At 65.8% G+C, this 18,485-nt stretch carries 16 protein-coding genes, 1 tRNA gene and 1 pseudogene; 12 read left to right on the forward strand and 6 right to left on the reverse strand.

The window, feature by feature from the left end:
- Positions 1-11: 11 nt before the first annotated feature.
- The 4 genes and pseudogenes from LV28_RS46615 (at position 12) to LV28_RS46630 (ending at position 3,121) form a co-directional block, all read left to right on the forward strand.
- Complete coding sequence (locus LV28_RS46615; RefSeq protein ID WP_024788426.1) at positions 12-1,427, forward strand: MFS transporter; 1,416 nt, start codon at positions 12-14, stop codon at positions 1,425-1,427.
- A gap of 106 nt (positions 1,428-1,533) precedes the next feature.
- Positions 1,534-2,316: pseudogene (locus LV28_RS46620) on the forward strand (NYN domain-containing protein); the annotation flags it as partial.
- Positions 2,317-2,404: 88 nt separating this feature from the next.
- Positions 2,405-2,481: transfer RNA gene (locus tag LV28_RS46625), tRNA-Val, on the forward strand.
- Positions 2,482-2,824: 343 nt separating this feature from the next.
- On the forward strand, positions 2,825-3,121 hold the full coding sequence (locus LV28_RS46630; protein WP_023597957.1) for a hypothetical protein: 297 nt from the start codon (positions 2,825-2,827) through the stop codon (positions 3,119-3,121).
- 130 nt (positions 3,122-3,251) lie between these two features.
- On the opposite strand, the gene LV28_RS46635 is transcribed toward LV28_RS46630, so the two are convergent.
- Positions 3,252-4,145: a LysR family transcriptional regulator gene (locus LV28_RS46635; protein ID WP_025249972.1), complete on the reverse strand. Its 894-nt coding sequence runs from the start codon at positions 4,143-4,145 to the stop codon at positions 3,252-3,254.
- 144 nt (positions 4,146-4,289) lie between these two features.
- On the opposite strand from LV28_RS46635, the gene LV28_RS46640 reads away from it, so the two are divergent.
- The 7 genes from LV28_RS46640 (at position 4,290) to LV28_RS46670 (ending at position 12,852) form a co-directional block, all read left to right on the forward strand.
- Entirely contained in the window at positions 4,290-4,970 is a 681-nt protein-coding gene (locus LV28_RS46640; RefSeq protein WP_023597959.1) for a glutathione S-transferase family protein, read from the forward strand.
- A gap of 16 nt (positions 4,971-4,986) precedes the next feature.
- Positions 4,987-5,982, forward strand: coding sequence for a pyridoxamine 5'-phosphate oxidase family protein (locus tag LV28_RS46645; RefSeq protein WP_255315201.1), 996 nt, complete (start codon positions 4,987-4,989; stop codon positions 5,980-5,982).
- A gap of 556 nt (positions 5,983-6,538) precedes the next feature.
- Positions 6,539-7,387, forward strand: a complete 849-nt coding sequence (locus LV28_RS46650; protein ID WP_023597961.1) for a DMT family transporter — start codon at positions 6,539-6,541, stop codon at positions 7,385-7,387.
- A gap of 120 nt (positions 7,388-7,507) precedes the next feature.
- The gene (locus tag LV28_RS46655) at positions 7,508-8,419 is read left to right on the forward strand and encodes a LysR family transcriptional regulator (RefSeq protein WP_369798686.1); all 912 of its coding nucleotides are present in this window, start codon (positions 7,508-7,510) and stop codon (positions 8,417-8,419) included.
- Between the two features lie 119 nt (positions 8,420-8,538).
- A complete protein-coding gene (gene argG, locus LV28_RS46660; protein WP_023597963.1) occupies positions 8,539-9,873 on the forward strand; it encodes an argininosuccinate synthase in 1,335 nt (444 codons plus the stop codon).
- Positions 9,874-10,077: 204 nt separating this feature from the next.
- On the forward strand, positions 10,078-11,481 hold the full coding sequence (locus LV28_RS46665) for an HdeD family acid-resistance protein (protein ID WP_025249975.1): 1,404 nt from the start codon (positions 10,078-10,080) through the stop codon (positions 11,479-11,481).
- A gap of 195 nt (positions 11,482-11,676) precedes the next feature.
- The gene (locus tag LV28_RS46670; RefSeq protein ID WP_023597965.1) at positions 11,677-12,852 is read left to right on the forward strand and encodes an alpha/beta fold hydrolase; all 1,176 of its coding nucleotides are present in this window, start codon (positions 11,677-11,679) and stop codon (positions 12,850-12,852) included.
- A gap of 358 nt (positions 12,853-13,210) precedes the next feature.
- Here the strand turns inward: LV28_RS46670 and LV28_RS49635 are convergent, their stop codons facing one another.
- The 5 genes from LV28_RS49635 to LV28_RS46695 form a co-directional block, all read right to left on the reverse strand.
- Positions 13,211-13,381, reverse strand: coding sequence for a DUF6726 family protein (locus tag LV28_RS49635; protein ID WP_369798688.1), 171 nt, complete (start codon positions 13,379-13,381; stop codon positions 13,211-13,213).
- A 170-nt stretch (positions 13,382-13,551) separates the two neighbouring features.
- Positions 13,552-13,833 carry a DUF1653 domain-containing protein gene (locus tag LV28_RS46680; protein ID WP_048806798.1) on the reverse strand — a complete coding sequence of 94 codons (282 nt, stop codon included), beginning with the start codon at positions 13,831-13,833 and terminating at the stop codon, positions 13,552-13,554.
- An 89-nt stretch (positions 13,834-13,922) separates the two neighbouring features.
- Positions 13,923-14,714 (reverse strand): bestrophin-like domain, encoded by a 792-nt coding sequence (locus LV28_RS46685; RefSeq protein ID WP_023597967.1) that lies wholly within the window; start codon positions 14,712-14,714, stop codon positions 13,923-13,925.
- Between the two features lie 135 nt (positions 14,715-14,849).
- Positions 14,850-15,344, reverse strand: coding sequence for a GNAT family N-acetyltransferase (locus LV28_RS46690; RefSeq protein WP_023872860.1), 495 nt, complete (start codon positions 15,342-15,344; stop codon positions 14,850-14,852).
- Entirely contained in the window at positions 15,331-17,433 is a 2,103-nt protein-coding gene (locus tag LV28_RS46695) for an ATP-dependent helicase (RefSeq protein ID WP_038619519.1), read from the reverse strand. Before LV28_RS46695 ends, LV28_RS46690 begins: the two co-directional genes overlap by 14 nt.
- An 86-nt stretch (positions 17,434-17,519) precedes the next feature.
- On the opposite strand from LV28_RS46695, the gene LV28_RS46700 reads away from it, so the two are divergent.
- Complete coding sequence (locus LV28_RS46700; RefSeq protein WP_023597970.1) at positions 17,520-18,479, forward strand: DUF72 domain-containing protein; 960 nt, start codon at positions 17,520-17,522, stop codon at positions 18,477-18,479.
- Positions 18,480-18,485 lie beyond the last annotated feature (6 nt).

Consider the following 18,485-nt stretch of genomic DNA (forward strand, 5'->3'; position numbering starts at 1 on the left):
AGACACCCATCATGAGTCGTATCACCCCTGCCGCCCAGTCCGGCGGCGGCATCGCCGTATCTGCCCCTTCGGCATCGCTGCCCGGCGCCCAGGATGGCGCCACAACCGCCTCGCATGCCGTGCACGACATGGATCTCGAGCGCCAGGTGGTTCGCAAGATCTCGCGTCGCCTGCTCGGCTTCCTCTTCGTGCTTTTCCTGTTCTCGTTTCTCGATCGCATCAACGTCGGCTTCGCCGCCCTCACGATGAGTCAGGACCTCGGGCTCACCAGCACGATGTTCGGCATGGCATCGACCGTGTTCTATCTGACGTACGTACTTTGCGGCGTGCCGAGCAACCTGATGCTCGTGAAGTTCGGCGCGCGCCGCTGGATCGGGGCGATCCTGATTGCGTGGGGACTGGCGTCGAGCGCGACCATGTTCGCGCATGACGCCACGAGTCTCTATCTCATTCGCGCCATCGTCGGCATCACCGAGGCGGGCTTTCTACCGGGCATGTTGCTGTACATGGGCGACTGGTTCCCTTCGGCCGCCCGTGCGCGTGCGAACGCGTGGTTCATGATCGCCATGCCGGTGACGTCGGCGCTCGGCGCGGCGGCGTCGGGCTACCTGTTGCGCCTCGACGGCGTGGGCGGCCTTGCCGGCTGGCAGTGGCTGTTCGTGCTCGAAGGACTGCCGACGGTGTTGCTCGGCGTGGTGACCTGGTGGTATCTCGACGACAAACCCGCCGACGCACGCTGGCTGAGCCACACGGAGAAGCGCGCGCTCGACGCGATGCTGGCGCGCGATCGCGCCGCCGTCGTGGCCACGCGGGGGCACGACGCACGCGGGCAGAACACCGGCATGTGGCGCGCCATCCTCACGCCGAGCGTGGCGAAATTCGCGCTCGGGTATTTCTGTCTGGTCAACACGCTCTCGCTCGCCTCGCTGTGGATTCCGCAGATCGTGAAGAGCTTCGGCACGACCAGCAGCAACGTGACCATCGGCCTGCTCGCGGCGATTCCCTCCGTATGCACCATCGCCGGCATGATCTGGTGGGGCCGCCGCTCGGACCGCCTCCAGGAACGGCGCTGGCACCTCGTGCTGCCGATGCTGTTCTCCGCCGCCGGCTGGGTGGTGACGTGTTTCGCGCCGGAACCGTCGGTGCGACTCGCGGGCGTGGCGATGGCCTCGACGGGCGCCTACACGGCCATGGCGATCTTCTGGACCGTGCCCGATCGCAACCTCGCGCCGCACACGCGCGCGCTTGGGCTCGCCGTCATCAACGCCGTCGGCAATCTCGGTTCGGCGCTCAGCCCGATCGTCGTGGGCGCGCTCAAGGACTGGACGCATTCGTTCACCTCCGGCCTGCTGTTCGCCGCGGCCAGTCTGCTCGTGGGCATTGCCGTGCTGTGGTTCGCGCCGCTGGGGGACGCGCGCGGGCGCTGACCGCGCGGGACACCGCGCCGGTGACATGACGGCCATCGTTCCGGGTGATAATGAGACCTCTCGCGCGACACCGCGCGAGAGGTTTTCGCATTCAAGGAACCCCGCCATGCCAGTGACAACGCCCGTGGCCGCCCAGGGCCCCACGCTCGTCGTGCTCATCGACGCCGACAACGCGGCCCCCGCCATCGTCGAAGGTCTGCTCACCGAAGTTGCCAAGTACGGCGTGGCGAGCGTGAAGCGCATCTATGGCGACTGGACCAAACCGAATCTCGACGGCTGGAAGAAGTGCCTGCTCGAGTTCTCGATCCAGCCGATTCAGCAGTTCCGCTATACCGTCGGCAAGAACGCCACCGACAGCGCCATGATCATCGACGCGATGGACCTGCTCTATACGGGGCGCTTCGACGGCTTCTGCCTCGTCTCCAGCGATAGCGACTTCACGCGGCTCGCCTCGCGAATTCGCGAACAGGGACTCATCGTCTACGGCTTCGGCGAGCGCAAGACGCCCCAGCCGTTCGTCACCGCCTGCGACAAGTTCATCTACACGGAGCTGCTGCGCCAGGATGACGAACCGGACGGCGATGAAGCCCCCGCGCCGCGCAAGCGCCGCAGCGCGTCGGAGCTCAAGCGCGACACGCGGCTCGTGCGGCTGCTGCGCAACGCCGTGATCGCGGTGTCCGACGAGGACGGATGGGCAAGCCTCGGCGCCATCGGCAGTCACATCGCCAAACAGGCCCCGGAATTCGACTCGCGCAACTACGGCTTCGGCAAGCTTAGCGATCTGGTCGCGACCATCGGTCTGTTCGATGTCGAGCAGCGGGCGGGCACCGGCGGCAACAAGGGCCTTTGGGTGAGAATCAAGCCGAAGCGCGGCACGGCAAAGCGCGGCGAATGAGCGTGCCCGGGAGATTTTTCGAGAAATATCGCGCGAAACGCTTGCCAGCCTCGGAAATTCACCCTATACTCGCGGTCTTTCTAGGCTCGTAGCTCAGCTGGTTAGAGCACCACCTTGACATGGTGGGGGTCGTTGGTTCGAGTCCAATCGAGCCTACCAACGAACAAAAGCACAAGGCGTCCCGCGTTTTCGCGTGACGCCTTTTGTTTTTTCCGAGCCCCGCTTTTCCATCGTGTCGACCGCGCCGATCGAGCCGATCGATGGCGAGTTGCGCGGGCAGACACGCCGTGCGGCGCGTCCAGCCGCGTTACAAAACGACACATCCCAGACAAACTCGTAGCACCTCCCACGCGATCGCGTCGATACACTGGCATCAACGGTTCGACGATGTGTGTGCAGGGTTTCGTCACGGCAACGCCTCCCCTTCGCGAACCGATCCGACTTACCGGCTTCATTGCCCACGCACGCTGCCTCGACAGCGCGCTCTTTGGTGGAGGACACCATGAAACGCATTCTCATCATTGCTGCCCTCGGCGCCGCAGCCGCCGTCGCCTCGACGGCCGCCTCGGCCCGCGTGGATGTCGGCCTCTATCTCGGCGTGCCGGCACCGGTCGTTGCCACGCCGGTCTATGTCGAACCGCCGCAACCGGTCTACGTGCAGCCTCGCGTGTATGAAGCGCCCAGCCCGGTCGTGTACTACGGTCGCGATCGCTGGGACGACTGGCGCGAGCGCCGCTGGGAAGAGCGTCACGATCGCGGCTGGCATCGTGGCTGGCGCCGCGACTACGACCGCGACTGATTTCACGAGGAACGAAGCGGCCCGCCGGTTGGCGTCGGCGGGCTTTTTAAGCGGGAAGCGGCCCTGTCGCTTTCCGCGTTCTTTTCTCTGATGCACCCTTCCTTGCCAGCCCGGACGAGCGGCGCGCCGCTCACATCATCGGCACGTCTCGCAACTCCCGCTTCATCCAGTCGACGAACGCCCGCGTGCGCGACGGTAACAACCGCGCGTGCGGGTACACGATGTTGACCGGCCGAGCCGGCCCTTCGAATGCCTGGAGCACTCGCACCAGTCGCCCGTCGGCCAGTGGCGCCGCGACCTGATACGACAGGAAGCATCCGTAGCCCACGCCGTTCAGGCAAGCCTCCACCGCAGTGAGGCCGTGATTGACTTCCAGATTGCCGTCGACGGCCACCGCATACTCCCGTCCGTTCTCCCAGAATCGCCACTGCCCGTAGCCGCCGCCGTGCGAGCGGATACAGTTCTTGCTCACAAGATCGCGCGGATGCGTGACCTCGCCCTGCTCCGCAATGCACGCCGGACTCGCCACGACGACACGACGAATCGCACCGATCCCCTGGGCAACGAGGGTCGAGTCGTCCAGCGGAGAAATGCGAATGCCAACGTCGATACCCGCTTCCCACAGGTTGACTACGCGATCGTTGAGCAGCAGACGGCATTTGACGGCCGGATGCGCGCGCAGGAAGCGCTGCAGCGCGGGCGCCACGTGCAGTTGTCCGAATAGCACGGGCGCGGTCACCACGAGCGTGCCGCTGGGCGCCTCGTGCCGTGCCGCAAGGCGTGCCTCGGCCTCGTGCAACTCGCTCAGGATCTGACGGCACGTCTCCAGGTAGCTGCGCCCTTCTTCGGTGAGCGCCAGGCGCCGTGTGGTGCGGTTGAGCAGGCGAACGTCCAGCGACGCCTCGAGCGCCGCCAATGTGCGAACCACCGCAGGAAGCGAAGCGTCGAGCGCGCGCGCCGCGGCGCTCAGGCTGCCCTGATCGACGATGGCGACGAACGTCTGCATGGCACGAAGTTTATCCATGCCGCGCATCATTACTCCGAATATCGGAGTAGTCAAATCAACTTCTCGGCATTTATCCGAAATTCGGTCAGATAGAGAATCGCTACATCGGTCGTCGGTTCGCGTTGCGAGACGGCGCCGGCCCCTGACTATCGGAGATCCGCCATGCCCCATTCCGTTGAAGCGACGACATCCCGCACCGTACGGCCCGCCCGGCCGATTCGTCTGTACCGGCACGCGCTCTCCGGTCACTGTCACCGAGTGGAGTTGATGCTGAGTTTGCTCGAGCTGCCCTTCGAGACCGTGGAGATCGATTTCGCTTCCGCGGAGCACAAGCAGCCGGCGTTTCTCGCCATCAGTCCATTCGGCCAGGTGCCCGCGATCGACGACGACGGCTTACTGTTCGCCGACTCGAACGCGATCCTCGTCTACCTTGCGAGTCGCTACGACACGCAGGGCGTCTGGCTGCCGCGTGACCCCGTGGCCGCTGCCCGCGTACAGCGCTGGCTGTCGGTCGCGGCAGGCGATATCGCCTTCGGCCCCGCCGCGGCCAGGGTCGCAGAGGTCTTCAAGCGCGATGTCGATACGCGCGCAATGATCGAACGCGCGGCGTTGCTGCTCTCGCGCATGGAAGCGCATCTCGCCGCCCCGCAGGGGACCTCGTTTCTCGCCGGCGACACCGCGACGATCGCGGACGTTGCGTGTTACGCCTACATCGCGCACGCCCCGGAAGGCAATGTGAACCTCGCCCCCTATCCGGCCGTACGCGCCTGGCTTGCCCGCGTGGCCGCCCTTCCGCGCTTCGTGCCGATGGCCGCCTCGGCATGCGGCCTGAACGCCGCCTGAGTCCCGGGAGGACGACATGAACGCGCCCGAGCTTTCCCCGATGCCGGCGACACCGGCAGCGTCGCCAGTGCAACCGTTCCACGCTGGCGAGCTGGCCGTGCAGACTCTGGCCGGCTCGCGCGACGCCATGGCCGAGGTCGGTGTGCGCGTGATTCGCGCAGCGATGCCGGAGCAGCATCGTCAGTTCTTCCCGCAACTGCCCTTTCTGGCGATGGGCGCGCTCGACGCTCACGGACAGCCGTGGGCAACGCTTCTGAGCGGCACGCCCGGCTTCGCCATGTCGCCGGACCCCACGGTGCTGCGCGTGAACGCGCTCCCGCCCACGACCGACCCGCTGCACCGCGCGGTGACGCCGGCCGCGTCGGTCGGACTGCTCGGGATCGAACCGTCGACGCGACGGCGCAATCGCGTCAACGGGCGTGTCTTCGACGTGGACGACGGCGGCTTTGCGATCCGCGTCGCGCAGAGCTTCGGCAACTGTCCTCAGTACATTCGCAAGCGCGAGGTCACGTCGCAACGGCATGAGGCGCCGCCGTTGGCGGAATTGCCGCAGCCGTCGCTCGACGACGACGCCCGGTGGCAGATCGCGAGCGCCGACACCTTCTTCATCGCGACGCATTACGCGGGTGATGGCGCGACCGAACGCAGCGCCGGCACCGACGTCTCGCATCGGGGCGGCAAGCCTGGCTTCGTGCGGGTTGACGGCGCCAACACGCTCACGTGGCCGGATTTCCGCGGCAACGCCTACTACAACACGCTCGGCAACCTGTATGCCAACCCGCGCGCCGGACTGCTGTTCGTCGACTTCGCCTCGGGCGATTTCCTTCACGTGGCGGGCGACGCGGAAATTCTTTGGCAAGACGAAATGCAGAGCGGCTTCGAAGGGGCGCAGCGGCTTGTGCGTCTTCACGTGCGTGAAGTTCGTCGGGTGCAACGCGCGCTGCCGGCGGCGTGGCGCGACGGCGAGACCTCGCCCACGCTCGAGCGCACCGGCGCCTGGCCGACCGCCTGATCGGGCCTGACGCCCTGGCGATGGCCCCGAGGCAAGTCGCGGCGCGATCTGCGCGACGGGAAACTCGACTTCCGTGACCAACGCCGGCATGTCCCACGACCTCGCCGTCGCCGACCCTTCATGGCTTGCCGCTCCGGTCGGCGCCGTGTACAGTGTGTCCACGCCTGTCGAGTGACAGGCGCCAACCCTCTTCATCGATCCATGACCGCTCGATCGCCCGTCCGACTCGCTGTATCGCCGCCGCTGCGCGGGGTAGGCGCACGTCTGCACGGACAGGGCGTGGCGGTGGCAGGTGTCGCACCTCCCCCGCCGTGCGGCGTGGCACCGCCCGCCGCAGTGGTCGCAAGCGTCGTCGTGGCCTGACGCCACGTCCGGCGCGTCGGGTGCTCGCCACCCGACACAACACCTTTTCATTCGAAGTTCGATTCCGGCCCGCTGCCCCGCGTGTCGCCAACGTTTGGTTCGTCTCGCGATGACGTGTCGTCGCCCGACGACGATGGCGTCGTGCGTCAGGCGTCGTGCGTAGCGCGCCGGACATCCTGACAGGGGAAGATCGATGCAATCCGCAGGTCTCGCATGGCGCCGTCACGGCGCCACGCTCTTGTTCGTTCTGCTATGGAGTGGCGGCGCACTCGCCGCCAAATGGGGGCTGACGCACGCGTCGGCATTCGCGTTCCTCGTCATCCGGCTCGGCGTCGCGCTCGCGGCACTCACGCTTGTTGCCTTCGCCCGGCGCCAGTGGTGGCCGGCGGTGGGCAGCCGCTGGCAGGTTGCCGGAACGGGCGTGCTGCTCATCGGTGGTTATCAGGCCGCGTATTTGCTGGCGCTGGCACACGGCATCACCCCGGGCGCGTTGGCAACAGTGCTGGGCGTACAGCCGATTCTCACGCTCGTGGCGCTGGAGCGTGCGCACGGCGCGCGACGACTGACCGGCCTCGCCGTGGCCCTTGCCGGCCTGGCGCTGGTCGTGGCGCAAAGCCTCATGTCGGCGCGACTGTCAGTGGCGGGCTCGGCGTGGGCACTCGCGGCGCTTGCCTGCATGACGCTCGGCACGCTCGCGCAAAAAGGCTCGCGCCAGACACCCCTCGACGTGCTGCCGCTGCAATACGCGGTCGGGCTCGCAATGGCACTGCTCGTCGCCCCCACGCAACCGTGGCACGTCGACGGCACCTGGGGCTTCTGGCTGCCACTGCTCTATATGGGACTCGTGATCTCGGTGGGCGCCACGCTGCTGCTCTATCGCATGATCGCGTCGGGCAATCTCGTCACCGTGACCAGCCTGTTCTATCTCGTCCCCGTGGTGACCGCGCTGCTCGACTGGGCCATCTTCGGTCACCGCCCCACGGCACTCGCCGTGGCCGGCACCGCAGCAATTCTGCTGGGGCTCCGGTTGGCGTTGCGCTGAGCCCTCTGCGTCAGACGCACCAGGCCCACGGCGTCGAACTGACGCGTCGGCTATGATTGTCTGGTCCAGGGTGACAATGACATGCCAAAACTTGTCGTTGTCACCCGAATCTTTCTTACGATGGGAATCTTGCCGATGGATCTGCTCGACGACATGCGCATTTTCGTGACAGCCGTGGACGCCATGAGCTTTACCGGGGCGGCAACGCGTCTGGGGCTGTCAAAGCAGTTCGTGAGCCGCCGGATCTCGTCGCTCGAACAGGCGCTCGGCGTGCGACTACTGTTACGCACGACCCGACGGCTCGCCGTGACCGATCTCGGACGCATCTACTACGAGCGCGCGCGGCGCATTCTCGACGACGTGGAGGCCGCCAACCTTGCCGTGAGCAGCCAGGGCGAGCGCCCGCGCGGGAATCTGCGAGTCTCGGCGCCGATGTCGTTCGGCACAATGTTCCTGAATTCGGTCATTCCGTCGTTTCTGACGACGTATCCGGACGTCACGATCGAGCTCGAACTCAATGACCGGACGGTCGACATCATCGCCGAAGGCTATGACGTGGCCGTGCGCATCGGCGCGTTGGCCGATTCGTCGTTGATCGGGCGCACCATCGCGCCCATGCGCATGGTGACTTGCGCGAGTCCGCGCTACCTGGAGGCCCATGGCACGCCGCAGACGCCCGAGGACCTGCGTGAGCACGCCCTGCTGCCCTACGGCCATAGCCAGCGTGTGAGCTGGAACTTCCAGCGCGACGGGCGTCCGGTCGACATCCCGGTCAGCGGGCGGTTGCGGGTCAACAACGGCGAGCTCGCACGCGACGCCGCGGTCGCCGGGCTCGGCTTGACCTGGCTGCCGGTGTTCATCGTCGCGCCGGCTTTACTGAGCGGCCAGCTGGTGACGGTGCTCGACGACTTCGCACCCACGGCGTCGGCCATTCACGTCGTCTACCCGCAGCATCGTCAGGCATCGCTGGTGATTCGCGCCTTTTCCGACTTTTTGGCATCGGCGTGCAATACGGCGGGCATGCAGTGGTGATAAGGCGCTACCACCGTGCGGAAATGGTCGGAATTGCGGGGGAATCGGCCGTCAGACTTGACCACCCATAGGCCGGACGGGGATACTTGACAGGTTAAAAACCCAGCTTTTTCACGCCGATGACCACGATTCTGCAACACATTCCCACGGGACAACGGGTCGGCATCGCCTTTTCGGGCGGTCTCGACACCAGCGCTGCGCTGCTTTGGATGCGCAAGAAGGGCGCGATTCCCTACGCTTATACGGCCAATCTGGGTCAGCCGGACGAACCCGACTACGACGATATCCCGCGCCGCGCCATGGCTTACGGCGCCGAAAACGCCCGCCTCGTGGACTGCCGTGCGCAGCTCGTGGCCGAAGGCATTGCCGCCCTGCAATCGGGCGCGTTCCACATCTCCACCGCCGGTGTCACGTACTTCAACACCACGCCGATCGGCCGCGCCGTCACGGGCACGATGCTCGTGGCAGCAATGAAGGAAGATGGCGTCAATATCTGGGGCGATGGAAGCACGTTCAAGGGCAATGACATCGAGCGCTTCTACCGCTACGGTCTCTTGACCAATCCGGGCCTGCAGATCTACAAGCCGTGGCTGGACCAGACGTTCATCGACGAACTCGGCGGCCGCAAGGAAATGTCGGAATTCCTGATCGCCAACGGCTTCGATTACAAGATGTCGGTCGAGAAGGCGTATTCGACCGACTCGAACATGCTGGGTGCCACGCACGAGGCGAAGGACCTGGAGCATCTCAATTCGGGCATCAAGATCGTGCAGCCGATCATGGGCGTGCCGTTCTGGCGCGACGACTGCGCGATCAAGGCCGAGGAAGTCACCGTGCGCTTCGAGGAAGGCCAGCCGGTGGCGCTCAACGGCAAGACGTTCGCCAATGCCGTCGAACTGTTCGAGGAAGCCAACCGTATCGGCGGTCGTCACGGCCTCGGCATGAGTGACCAGATCGAGAACCGCATCATCGAAGCCAAGAGCCGCGGCATCTACGAAGCCCCGGGCCTCGCGCTGCTGTTCATCGCTTATGAGCGTCTGGTCACCGGCATCCACAACGAAGACACCATCGAGCAGTACCGCGAAAACGGTCGCCGCCTGGGCCGCCTGCTGTACCAGGGCCGTTGGTTCGACCCGCAGGCGATCATGCTGCGCGAGACGGCGCAGCGCTGGGTGGCGCGCGCCGTGACCGGCGAGGTGACCATCGAACTGCGCCGCGGCAACGACTACTCGCTGCTCAACACCACGTCGCCGAACCTCACGTACAAGCCGGAACGCCTGACGATGGAAAAGGGCGACTCGGTCTTCACGCCGCTCGATCGTATCGGTCAGCTCACGATGCGCACGCTCGACATCGTCGACACCCGCGAGAAGCTGATGACCTACGCCAAGGCCGGCCTGCTCACCGCCTCGAGCGACGACGCGCTACCGCAGCTCGACAGCAAGAAGGACTAAGCCACACGCGCACGCGCCGCCCCATCGGGCGGTGCGGTTGTGTCGCCTGCCACAACGGGCGGCGCGCCCCGCAAGGAGCGCGCCGCCTTTGTTTTTGGCCTGTCACGAATCACGCGCTAAGATAGCGAAAAAATAGGCCATATCCCAAAATTCTCCCGCACTCGGGGTGCGCGCGACATTGGCGCATGCGATGGAGTCCTAGCGTTGGTACGTCTGATACTGCTGCTGCTCGGCGTGAACTATTTGCGCCGCCGTGCGCGTGCACTGATCTGGATCGGTGCGATTTTCTTTGCATTCGGGCTCGCGCTGATCGTCGATGCGCTGGACGGCGTGGTCCATTTCCCGCTGAAGGTCTTTGCCTGGCTGCTGCTGCTCGAGGGGCTGGCCACGCTCGCCATCGTCGGCATCGGTGTGGGGGGACAACGCATCGTACGTGCGCTCAAGGGCGGGGCGTTCACCCTGGCCGCCCTGCTCGTGCTCTTCTTCGACCAGCGCAACGGCAACTTCTGGCTGTCGATGCTGTTCGGCACCCTCTTTCTCGCCGACGGGTTGCTGCAATGCGTGGCCGCCTACGTGGTGCGCTACCCTCGCTGGGCGTGGGCGATGGCGGGCGGGCTGCTCGAAATCGCCGTGGCGATCTTCTTCTATCAACCGTACCCAACGCACTACAAAGGCACGCTGCCGTACGCCATCGGCCTGGGGCTCGCCTTCACCGGCTGGAATGTGATGGTGCTCGCCATGCGCGCGCGGCGCATGCGTCGCGACTTCCGCGTGGAGGACATCCTGGCGGCGCCGGAAGACAAGCGGGGGTTGTGGGAAGACGCCGGGCGCGCACCGCGCTGGGAGGGCCCACCGAGCGAAGCCGAGCCGGCGCTGACGGTGCACGTATGGACACCTTCCGGGTCGGCCAAGGCGCCGGCACGGCGTCATCCGGTGATCGATCGTTACATCGCCGCGGTCGACAAGAATGGCGTGATCTCGACCGGGCACGCCGCGCTCGAGAGCCACGAAGGCGTGTACGTGAGCCTTTATCCGGCGCAGGAAATCGACCGCTCGCCCGACCAGTTCGGACAGCTTCTTCGCGCCACGCGGGAGAACGACGTGCCCGGCACGTTCCAGCCGGATTACGCCACGGAGTCGAAGGCGTGGTGTCCGTCGACGGTCAAGGTGCGAATCCGCAACTACAGTCCGGAGCAACTGGGCGCTTTTTGGCAGACGTACCGGCAGAACGCCACGTATAACCTGACGCACCGCAATTGCTCGAGCAGCGTTGCCGCGGCCCTCGAAGCCGCGATCGAAGGCCGGGTGGGTCAATTGCGAAACGGACGGGACGCCGGCTGGTGGACGTTCGTGCGACTGTGGCTCACGCCCGAGTTGTGGGTTGCCGCGCAGTTGCGCAAGCGCGCCATGACGATGGCATGGACCCCCGGCCTGGTGCTCGACTACGCCCGTGCCGTGAGCATGCTCGTCGACCCTCGACCGTTCGGCTGGATCACGATGTCCTCGCTTGCACTGCGTCGCATGCGGCGCTCGCGCCGCGCCTGGCGCGAGGCCGCGGAACAGGCCGCCGCCGCGCAGGCCCGGGGCAATCAAGCCTCGCATGGCTAGCGCCGCGCACCGAGGATCGTCGGCGCCGGGCACCCCATTGGCATCCGACGCACAAGACATCGGGAAGCAGACGGTGTAACGTCGTCGGTAGGGGCCAGGGCCAGGGCCAGGGCAACGGCAGCAGGCAATCGGGATGGCGTGGGAGCGCCGCCCGCAGCGAGCTTCATCCGCAACCCGATACGAGGACAGTTCGACATGTTCAACCGCCTGTGGCGCTTCGCCAGTGCCGCCCTGTTTGCCAGTCTGGTCATCGGACGCACCGCCCACGCGGTCTCCCCGGAAGACGCCCCGGCCACCATCCCCCATGGGGCGATGGTCGACCAGCAACCGCTCGACGCCGACCACGGACTCCCGGAAGCCGGCGAGCAGTTCCGCATTCGCTACAGCTCCATCGACGGCGTCGGCGGTATCGAAGCACGCGAGGATACCGGCGCGGTGTTTCTGCCAAAGGGGCCCACGCCGCCTGGCGGATGGCCGGTCGTCGTCTGGGCACACGGCACCGTGGGCATTGCGAGCGCCTGTGCGCCGTCGCTCAACGTTCGCTCCCAACGCGACATCCAGTATCTGGGAACCTGGCTGTCGCTGGGGTTCGCCGTCGTGGCGCCGGACTACGCCGGCCTGGGTTCGCGCGGATTGCATCACTACCTGAATTCGCGGGCGCAAGCATACAGTGTGCTCGACAGCCTGCTCGCCGCGCGCAGCGCTTTCCCGCTGCAGAATCGCGTCGTATTGGTGGGGCAGTCGCAGGGCGCGCACGCCGCGTTCGCCGCCGCGGGTTTTCAGCCGCAATATGCGCCTGACGTCAAAGTCATCGCCACGGTGCTCACCGGCACGCCGTACTTCAATGCGAAAACCTCGGCCGCACAATTGTTCGCGAGCCAGCCGGACCCGGGGGCGCCCGATCCGAAGATTCCCTACGCGATGTACCTGTTCCTCTCTGCGGCGGATCGCGACCCGTCACTGCAGGCGTCGAAGTTCTTTTCGCCGCAGGCGCTGCCCGTACTGGGCGAAGCCCGTGCGCTGTGCATCGGCGAGCTGACCGACCACGCCACCGCCGCGGGCCTCAATGCCGGCAACAGCCTGCAACCGGACATCCAGAAGCTCCTGCATGCACAGACACCGTCGCTGCGTTACCCGACGCTGCGCGTCGGGCATCCGGTCTTCATCGGCATGGGAACGCGGGACATCGACGTGCCGGTCATCATGCAGCAAGCCTTCGCGCGCGACGTCGCCAGCGCGGGAACGCACGTGGTGACGCGCGTCTATGACGGGCTCGACCACGACGCGACCGTCAATCCGTCACTGCGCGACTCCGTCCCGTTCGTTTATCGGCAGATGCCGAAGTCGACCGCGCGTGCGAGCGCACAATAATTAGAGGGATGTTTCGCGATTAGGGATGGAGCGGCATCAGAACGCACATCCCGAAAGATGCGATAACCCTTTGATAGAGATCGTTTTATTTTTCGTTGCACACAAGCAACACCAAAATGATTACGTAAAAATACATATGGTGCGACGCAACACGACGACCTATACTGAACTCGTCTCCTCCATGTCTCCTCCTGATATGGATTAAGCCCGCAAACACGCGGGCTTTCTTTTTTTCCGCAGCCTGAAAAGCACGTCGGCAGCATGTTGCGCGTCGTCGGGCCGTTGCCGTCGGCCGCTTGCCACCGGGTCCGTTCTCGCTCGCCCATCGGCTTCCACGAATCCGCGAGCGGCCAGGCGGTCAGTCGATGACCGCCGCACAGGTGTCCGTGGGCGCCGCCAGCACGCCGCCGACGCCCGGCACGATCTTCAGTCCTGCGGATGCCACGCGGCATGGCGCGGCCATCAATCCGCAGCCCGACACCGACGTCACGAAAGGAAGAATGGCGAACACCGCCCACCACCGGCGCAGATTGCGCGCGGCGGGCCGGGAGATCGCCTCGGAGTCGCCGCCGGCGCGAGGATCGCGTGCGCCCGGCATTGCGTGCGATTCGCGCGCAGCGCCGTCGGTCTGACGGGACATCTGGGAAAGCATCTTCATCAAGAGGGGTCCTGAAGCGGTGAGATGTCGGCGGGAGCGCCTCAGACGGCGGGCGTCGTGTGGCCAAGGTAGGTGAAGCGCGGCACCGGTCCGTCGTCCGTCATCACCGATTCATTCCAGATGCGCAGCCGTCGCGTGCTCATCGGCAGACCTTCTCGGGGGTAGAGACGCGTATAGACGACCACCGGCTCGTCGGTCTCGTCGGCCCGGGCAATACCGAGCGCGAGATAGCAATTGCCTTTGTAATGACGATAGACGCCCGGACGGAACGCTTCGATTTCCGGCGTGGATTCCGCCGTCGGCGTGGGGGGATTCGACAACATTGTGAACTTCTCCTGCTGCGGCAGTCGGAACGCATCCGACGCAAAAGACATGACAAACGTTCCGTGCAACGTCGGACGGCGAGCGTCGGCTAGCGCGGCACGGCCACGCCGACGGATTTGGCCAGCGGCGCGGGCGATATGCCGGAAGCGCCGCGGAACGGTTCATCGAGGTTGACGATGAGCGCGATCACCATGCCGATCGCGCCCATGTGAAGCGCGATGATGACATTGCTCTTCCACGAGCCCGGATAACGTCCGTTCATCGCCATGGCGGCCAGCATGAAGAGCGAGATGACCCACCAGAACACGCCCGGCACCGTCTTCGTCGAATTCTCGAAACGGCCCTGACGCGCTTCTTCCAGCCGGTCGAGCAGGGTGCGAATCGAACTTGCGCTGTCTTCGTGACGCGCCACGACACGGCGTGTTGCGCTCACGAACACGGTCAAGGCGTCTTCCGTTGTCGGCGACAGATCGGGGTCCGAGGTGCTCAATGACTTCCACTCGTCGGTGACGGCAGAGCGCACATAGGCGCGCAGCATCACGCGGGCCGCCTGCGCATCGGGGTCGCCCACAGCCTTGAGCTCGCGGTCCAGCCGTCGCACCACCGACGCTTCGTGCAGCGCCTGGTCGTCGGCATGCCCGAGATTGGCGCGCACGTCGGTGAGCACATGCGCGAGCACGAACACGATGAATGCGAGCAGACTGCCGTGCACCACGTCGGCCACCGTGCCACGCACTTCCGCGGGATCGGCAAGCCGATCGAACAACCAGACGCGCGCCCCCCAGGCGACGATCACCGCAAGCAGTGCAGTGACCAACGCCATGCAGACAAGCAACAGTGCCGTCGGCAGCATCGTCAATTGATCAACCGGCCATTTCATTCTGATCCCCTCGTTTCCATCTCGCCCGCGGTCGTCGAAAGCGTGTCTTGCGCCGCGATGCCTTGGGCACCGCCGCCGATGCGGCGACTATACCCGATGCAGGGGAGACGGCAATGGCCGGCGCACCTCCACGCGTCAAAGGGGCTTGGTCAACAGGACGGTCGTGAAGCCGCTGTCCCACTCCTCGTCGGGATATTGCGCGACTTCCGCAAAGCCATGTCGAGCATAGAAATCCCGACTTTGGCGGTTGAACGTGTCGGTTTCGAGCCTGGCAAGCCGATGCCCGTTCGCGCGCATTTGCGCCTGAGCATGCGCCAACAACATGGCGCCGACGCCACGGCGTTGCGCTGCCGGCGCCACATGCAGCGCGTCGATGAAATCATCCGTCACATGCACCATGCCCACGATCGGGCCGTCTTCGCGCAGGGTCGCGACCGTGAATTCCGGCCAGCGCGATTGCACATAGGCCCGGGTGCGGTCGCCGGACGCGAACGTCGCGGCGACTTCCGGGCGCAGCATGGGCGCCCATGTGGTGTGATAAGTCTGCATGAGGAGCGACGTCAGCGCCGCCTCATCCGATGCGCGGGCGTCGCGCAGTGCGATCTCGAGTGCCGATTCAGGACCAGGCATTACGCAGTTTCCTCGCGACATCGATGTGAACCGTCACGTCGCCCACCGGCGTGCGGGGCGCGTCGTCCTCTCTCGGCTTCGGAAAGATTTCGTACAGCGGCAGCATGCCGTCCGGCACGAAACGGCTTCGCGTGCCATAGACGTGCCGGTCGCCGAGTCCCGTTTGCTGATGCACGTAAAAGCGCTGCGGCACGACCAGTTGCAGCGACTCCCTCGCGCGGGTCATCGCCACGTATAGCAACCGCCGCTCTTCCTCGATGTCCTCGTCGTCTCCCGTGCTCATGTCGGACGGAATGCACCCGTCGACCACGTTGAGCACGTAGACCGAATGCCACTCCTGTCCCTTCGCGCTGTGGATCGTCGACAGGATCAGGTAATCCTCGTCGAGCATCGGCGCGCCCGATTGCGCGCTCGTGGCATCCGGTGGGTCGAGGGTGAGTTCGGTCAGGAACTGTTCGCGCGAGCCGTAAGTATTGGCGATGCGCGCGAGCTGTTCGAGATCGGCCTGACGCACGGCGGCGTCGTCGAACCGTTGCGTGAGCAGCGGGCCGTACCAGCGCAGGGCGAGATCGACGTCGGCCGGCCATGCCAGACGCGTGTCGTGCAGCGTCATGTAGACGTCGACGAACGCACGCCAGTCGGCGGCCGCCGACGACGGGGGCTTGAACTGCGCGAGCACCTGGGCCGGTGTGGCGGATTGGGCCATCGCGTCGAGCAGACGCGTGGCGCTCACCGGGCCGATACCCGGGATCAACTGCGCCACGCGGAAGCCCGACAAGCGGCTTGCCGGATTGTGCGCCCAGCGCAGTATCGACAGCAGGTCCTTGACGTGCGCGGCCTCGAGAAACTTCAGTCCGCCGAATTTCACGAAAGGGATATTGCGACGCGTGAGCTCCAGCTCCAGCGCGGCGCTGTGGCTGCCGGTGCGAAACAGCACGGCTTGCTGCATCAGGCGTGTGCCCGTCTCGCGTTGCGCCAGCACCTGATCGGCGACCCATCGCGCCTGCCCCGATTCGTCGCTCACGTTCACGAGCTGCGGCAGCCGCGTCGACTGGCGGTCCGTCCACAGCGCCTTCGCATAGCGCTCGCTCGACTCGGCGATGACGGCATTGGACGCGTCGAGAATCGGTTGCGTCGACCGGTAATTGCGCTCCAGCGTCACCACGTGCGCGGGCGTGGCGAACTGCCCGGGGAAGTCGAGGATGTTGCGAATGGTGGCCGCGCGAAACGCGTAGATCGACTGCGCATCGTCACCGACGACGGTCAGGCCACGCCCCTCGGGCTTCATCGCGAGCAGAATCTGCGCCTGCAACCGGTTGGTGTCCTGGTATTCGTCGACGAGCACATGATCGAAACGGGCATCGAGCTCGCGCGCGAGTGCCGGCTCGCCCATCGTCTCGGCCCAGTAAAGCAGCAAGTCGTCGTAATCGAGCACCTGCTGCGACTGCTTGGCGTCGACATAGGCGCCGAACAGCGCCTTGAGTTGTGCCTCCCATTGCGCGCACCACGGAAAATACTTCGCGAGCACCTCGGGGAGCGGCGCCTGACTGTTCACCACGCGCGAATAGATCGACAGACACGTGCCTTTGAGGGGGAAGCGCGACTGGGTGGCGGAAAAGCCGAGGTCGTGGCGAACGAGACCGAGCAGGTCCTCGGCATCGCTGCGATCGTGAATCGTGAAGGCCTCCGACAGGCCGATGCGAGGGGCGAAATCGCGCAGCAGCCGGGCGCCCACCGCGTGGAACGTTCCCGCCCACGGCAGCGACGGCGGTTGAGACGACGCGAGTCCCAGCACCTTCTGCAGCACCGCGCCGACGCGCCGCTCCATCTCCCCGGCGGCCCGGCGCGAAAATGTCAGCAGCAGTATGCGGTTGGGATCCGCCCCGCGCACGATCAGATTGGCGACGCGATGCGCGAGCGTGCTCGTCTTGCCCGATCCCGCACCCGCAATGACGAGCAGCGGCCCGCCGGGCGAGCCGTCGTCGCCCACACCGTAGTCGACGGCCTCGCGCTGTCGGTCGTTGAGTTCGGCCCAGGGATCGCCAGCGCTAACGTGTCGCTGGGTTGGCTCGGTTGGCTGAGATGACATGCGAAATTCCGGGGGGAAGGCACCCGCCCACGGGACATTGCCGGCGGACACGCACCATGAGTACTGTATATTTATACATTATAACGATGGCTTCGACGCCCATCATGATTCGTACCGGCACATCTTCCTGGACCGATCCCACGCTCATTGCATGCGGGCGGTTTTACCCGCCGGGCGTGGACACGCCCGAGGCGCGATTGCGCCATTACGCGGCGACGTTCGGTCTGGTGGAAGTCGACAGCACCTATTACCGCCTGCCGCAAGCCACGATGGCCTGGCGATGGACGCAACGCACGCCGGCATCGTTCCGCTTTCACATCAAGGCGTTCCGTGCGTTCACGGGCCACGCGACGCCGCTGTCCGCGCTGCCGGCCGATATCGCGGGCGCGCTCGATCCGGCCGGCGCGATGCAGTCGCAACCGGGCGTGTCGCTCGCACCGAACGCGTTGCCGGCCGAGGTGCGTGACGAACTCTGGCGCCGCTACTTCGAGGGCATCGAGCCGTTGCGTCAAAGCGGGCAGCTCTCGGCGATCCACTTCCAGCTCTCGCCGCGCGTGCGCAATGATCGTGCGGGACGCGCCTTCGTGTTCGAGATCGCGCGGCGACTCGACGCGGAGCGGCACGCCATCGAGTTCCGCCATCGGAGCTGGTTCGATACGCCTTCGCGTGAAGCCGCCACGCTCGCCATGTTGCGCGAGACGGGGGCGGCGCACACGATCGTCGACAGCCCGGCCGGCTTCGAGAATTCGGTACCGGCCGTCTGGGCCACGACGCGCGATGATCTGTGTGTCGTACGGCTGCACGGGCGCAACGCGGCCGCATGGAACCGGCGCGACACCACCGCCTCCTCCGGGCGCTTCGTCTACGAATACAGCGCGGGCGAACTGATCGATATCTCCGCCCGGGTCGAGCGCATCGCCGCCCTCGCGGACGACACCCACGTGCTCTTCAACACGAACCATGAAGACCAGGGCATGAAGAACGCGGCAGCGTTCGAGCGGGCCCTGTCGGATCTGGCCGCCCTCACGCCGGGCCGGCACGGATGACGTCGG

Source organism: Pandoraea pnomenusa (genome assembly GCF_000767615.3).
GTDB lineage: Bacteria > Pseudomonadota > Gammaproteobacteria > Burkholderiales > Burkholderiaceae > Pandoraea > Pandoraea pnomenusa.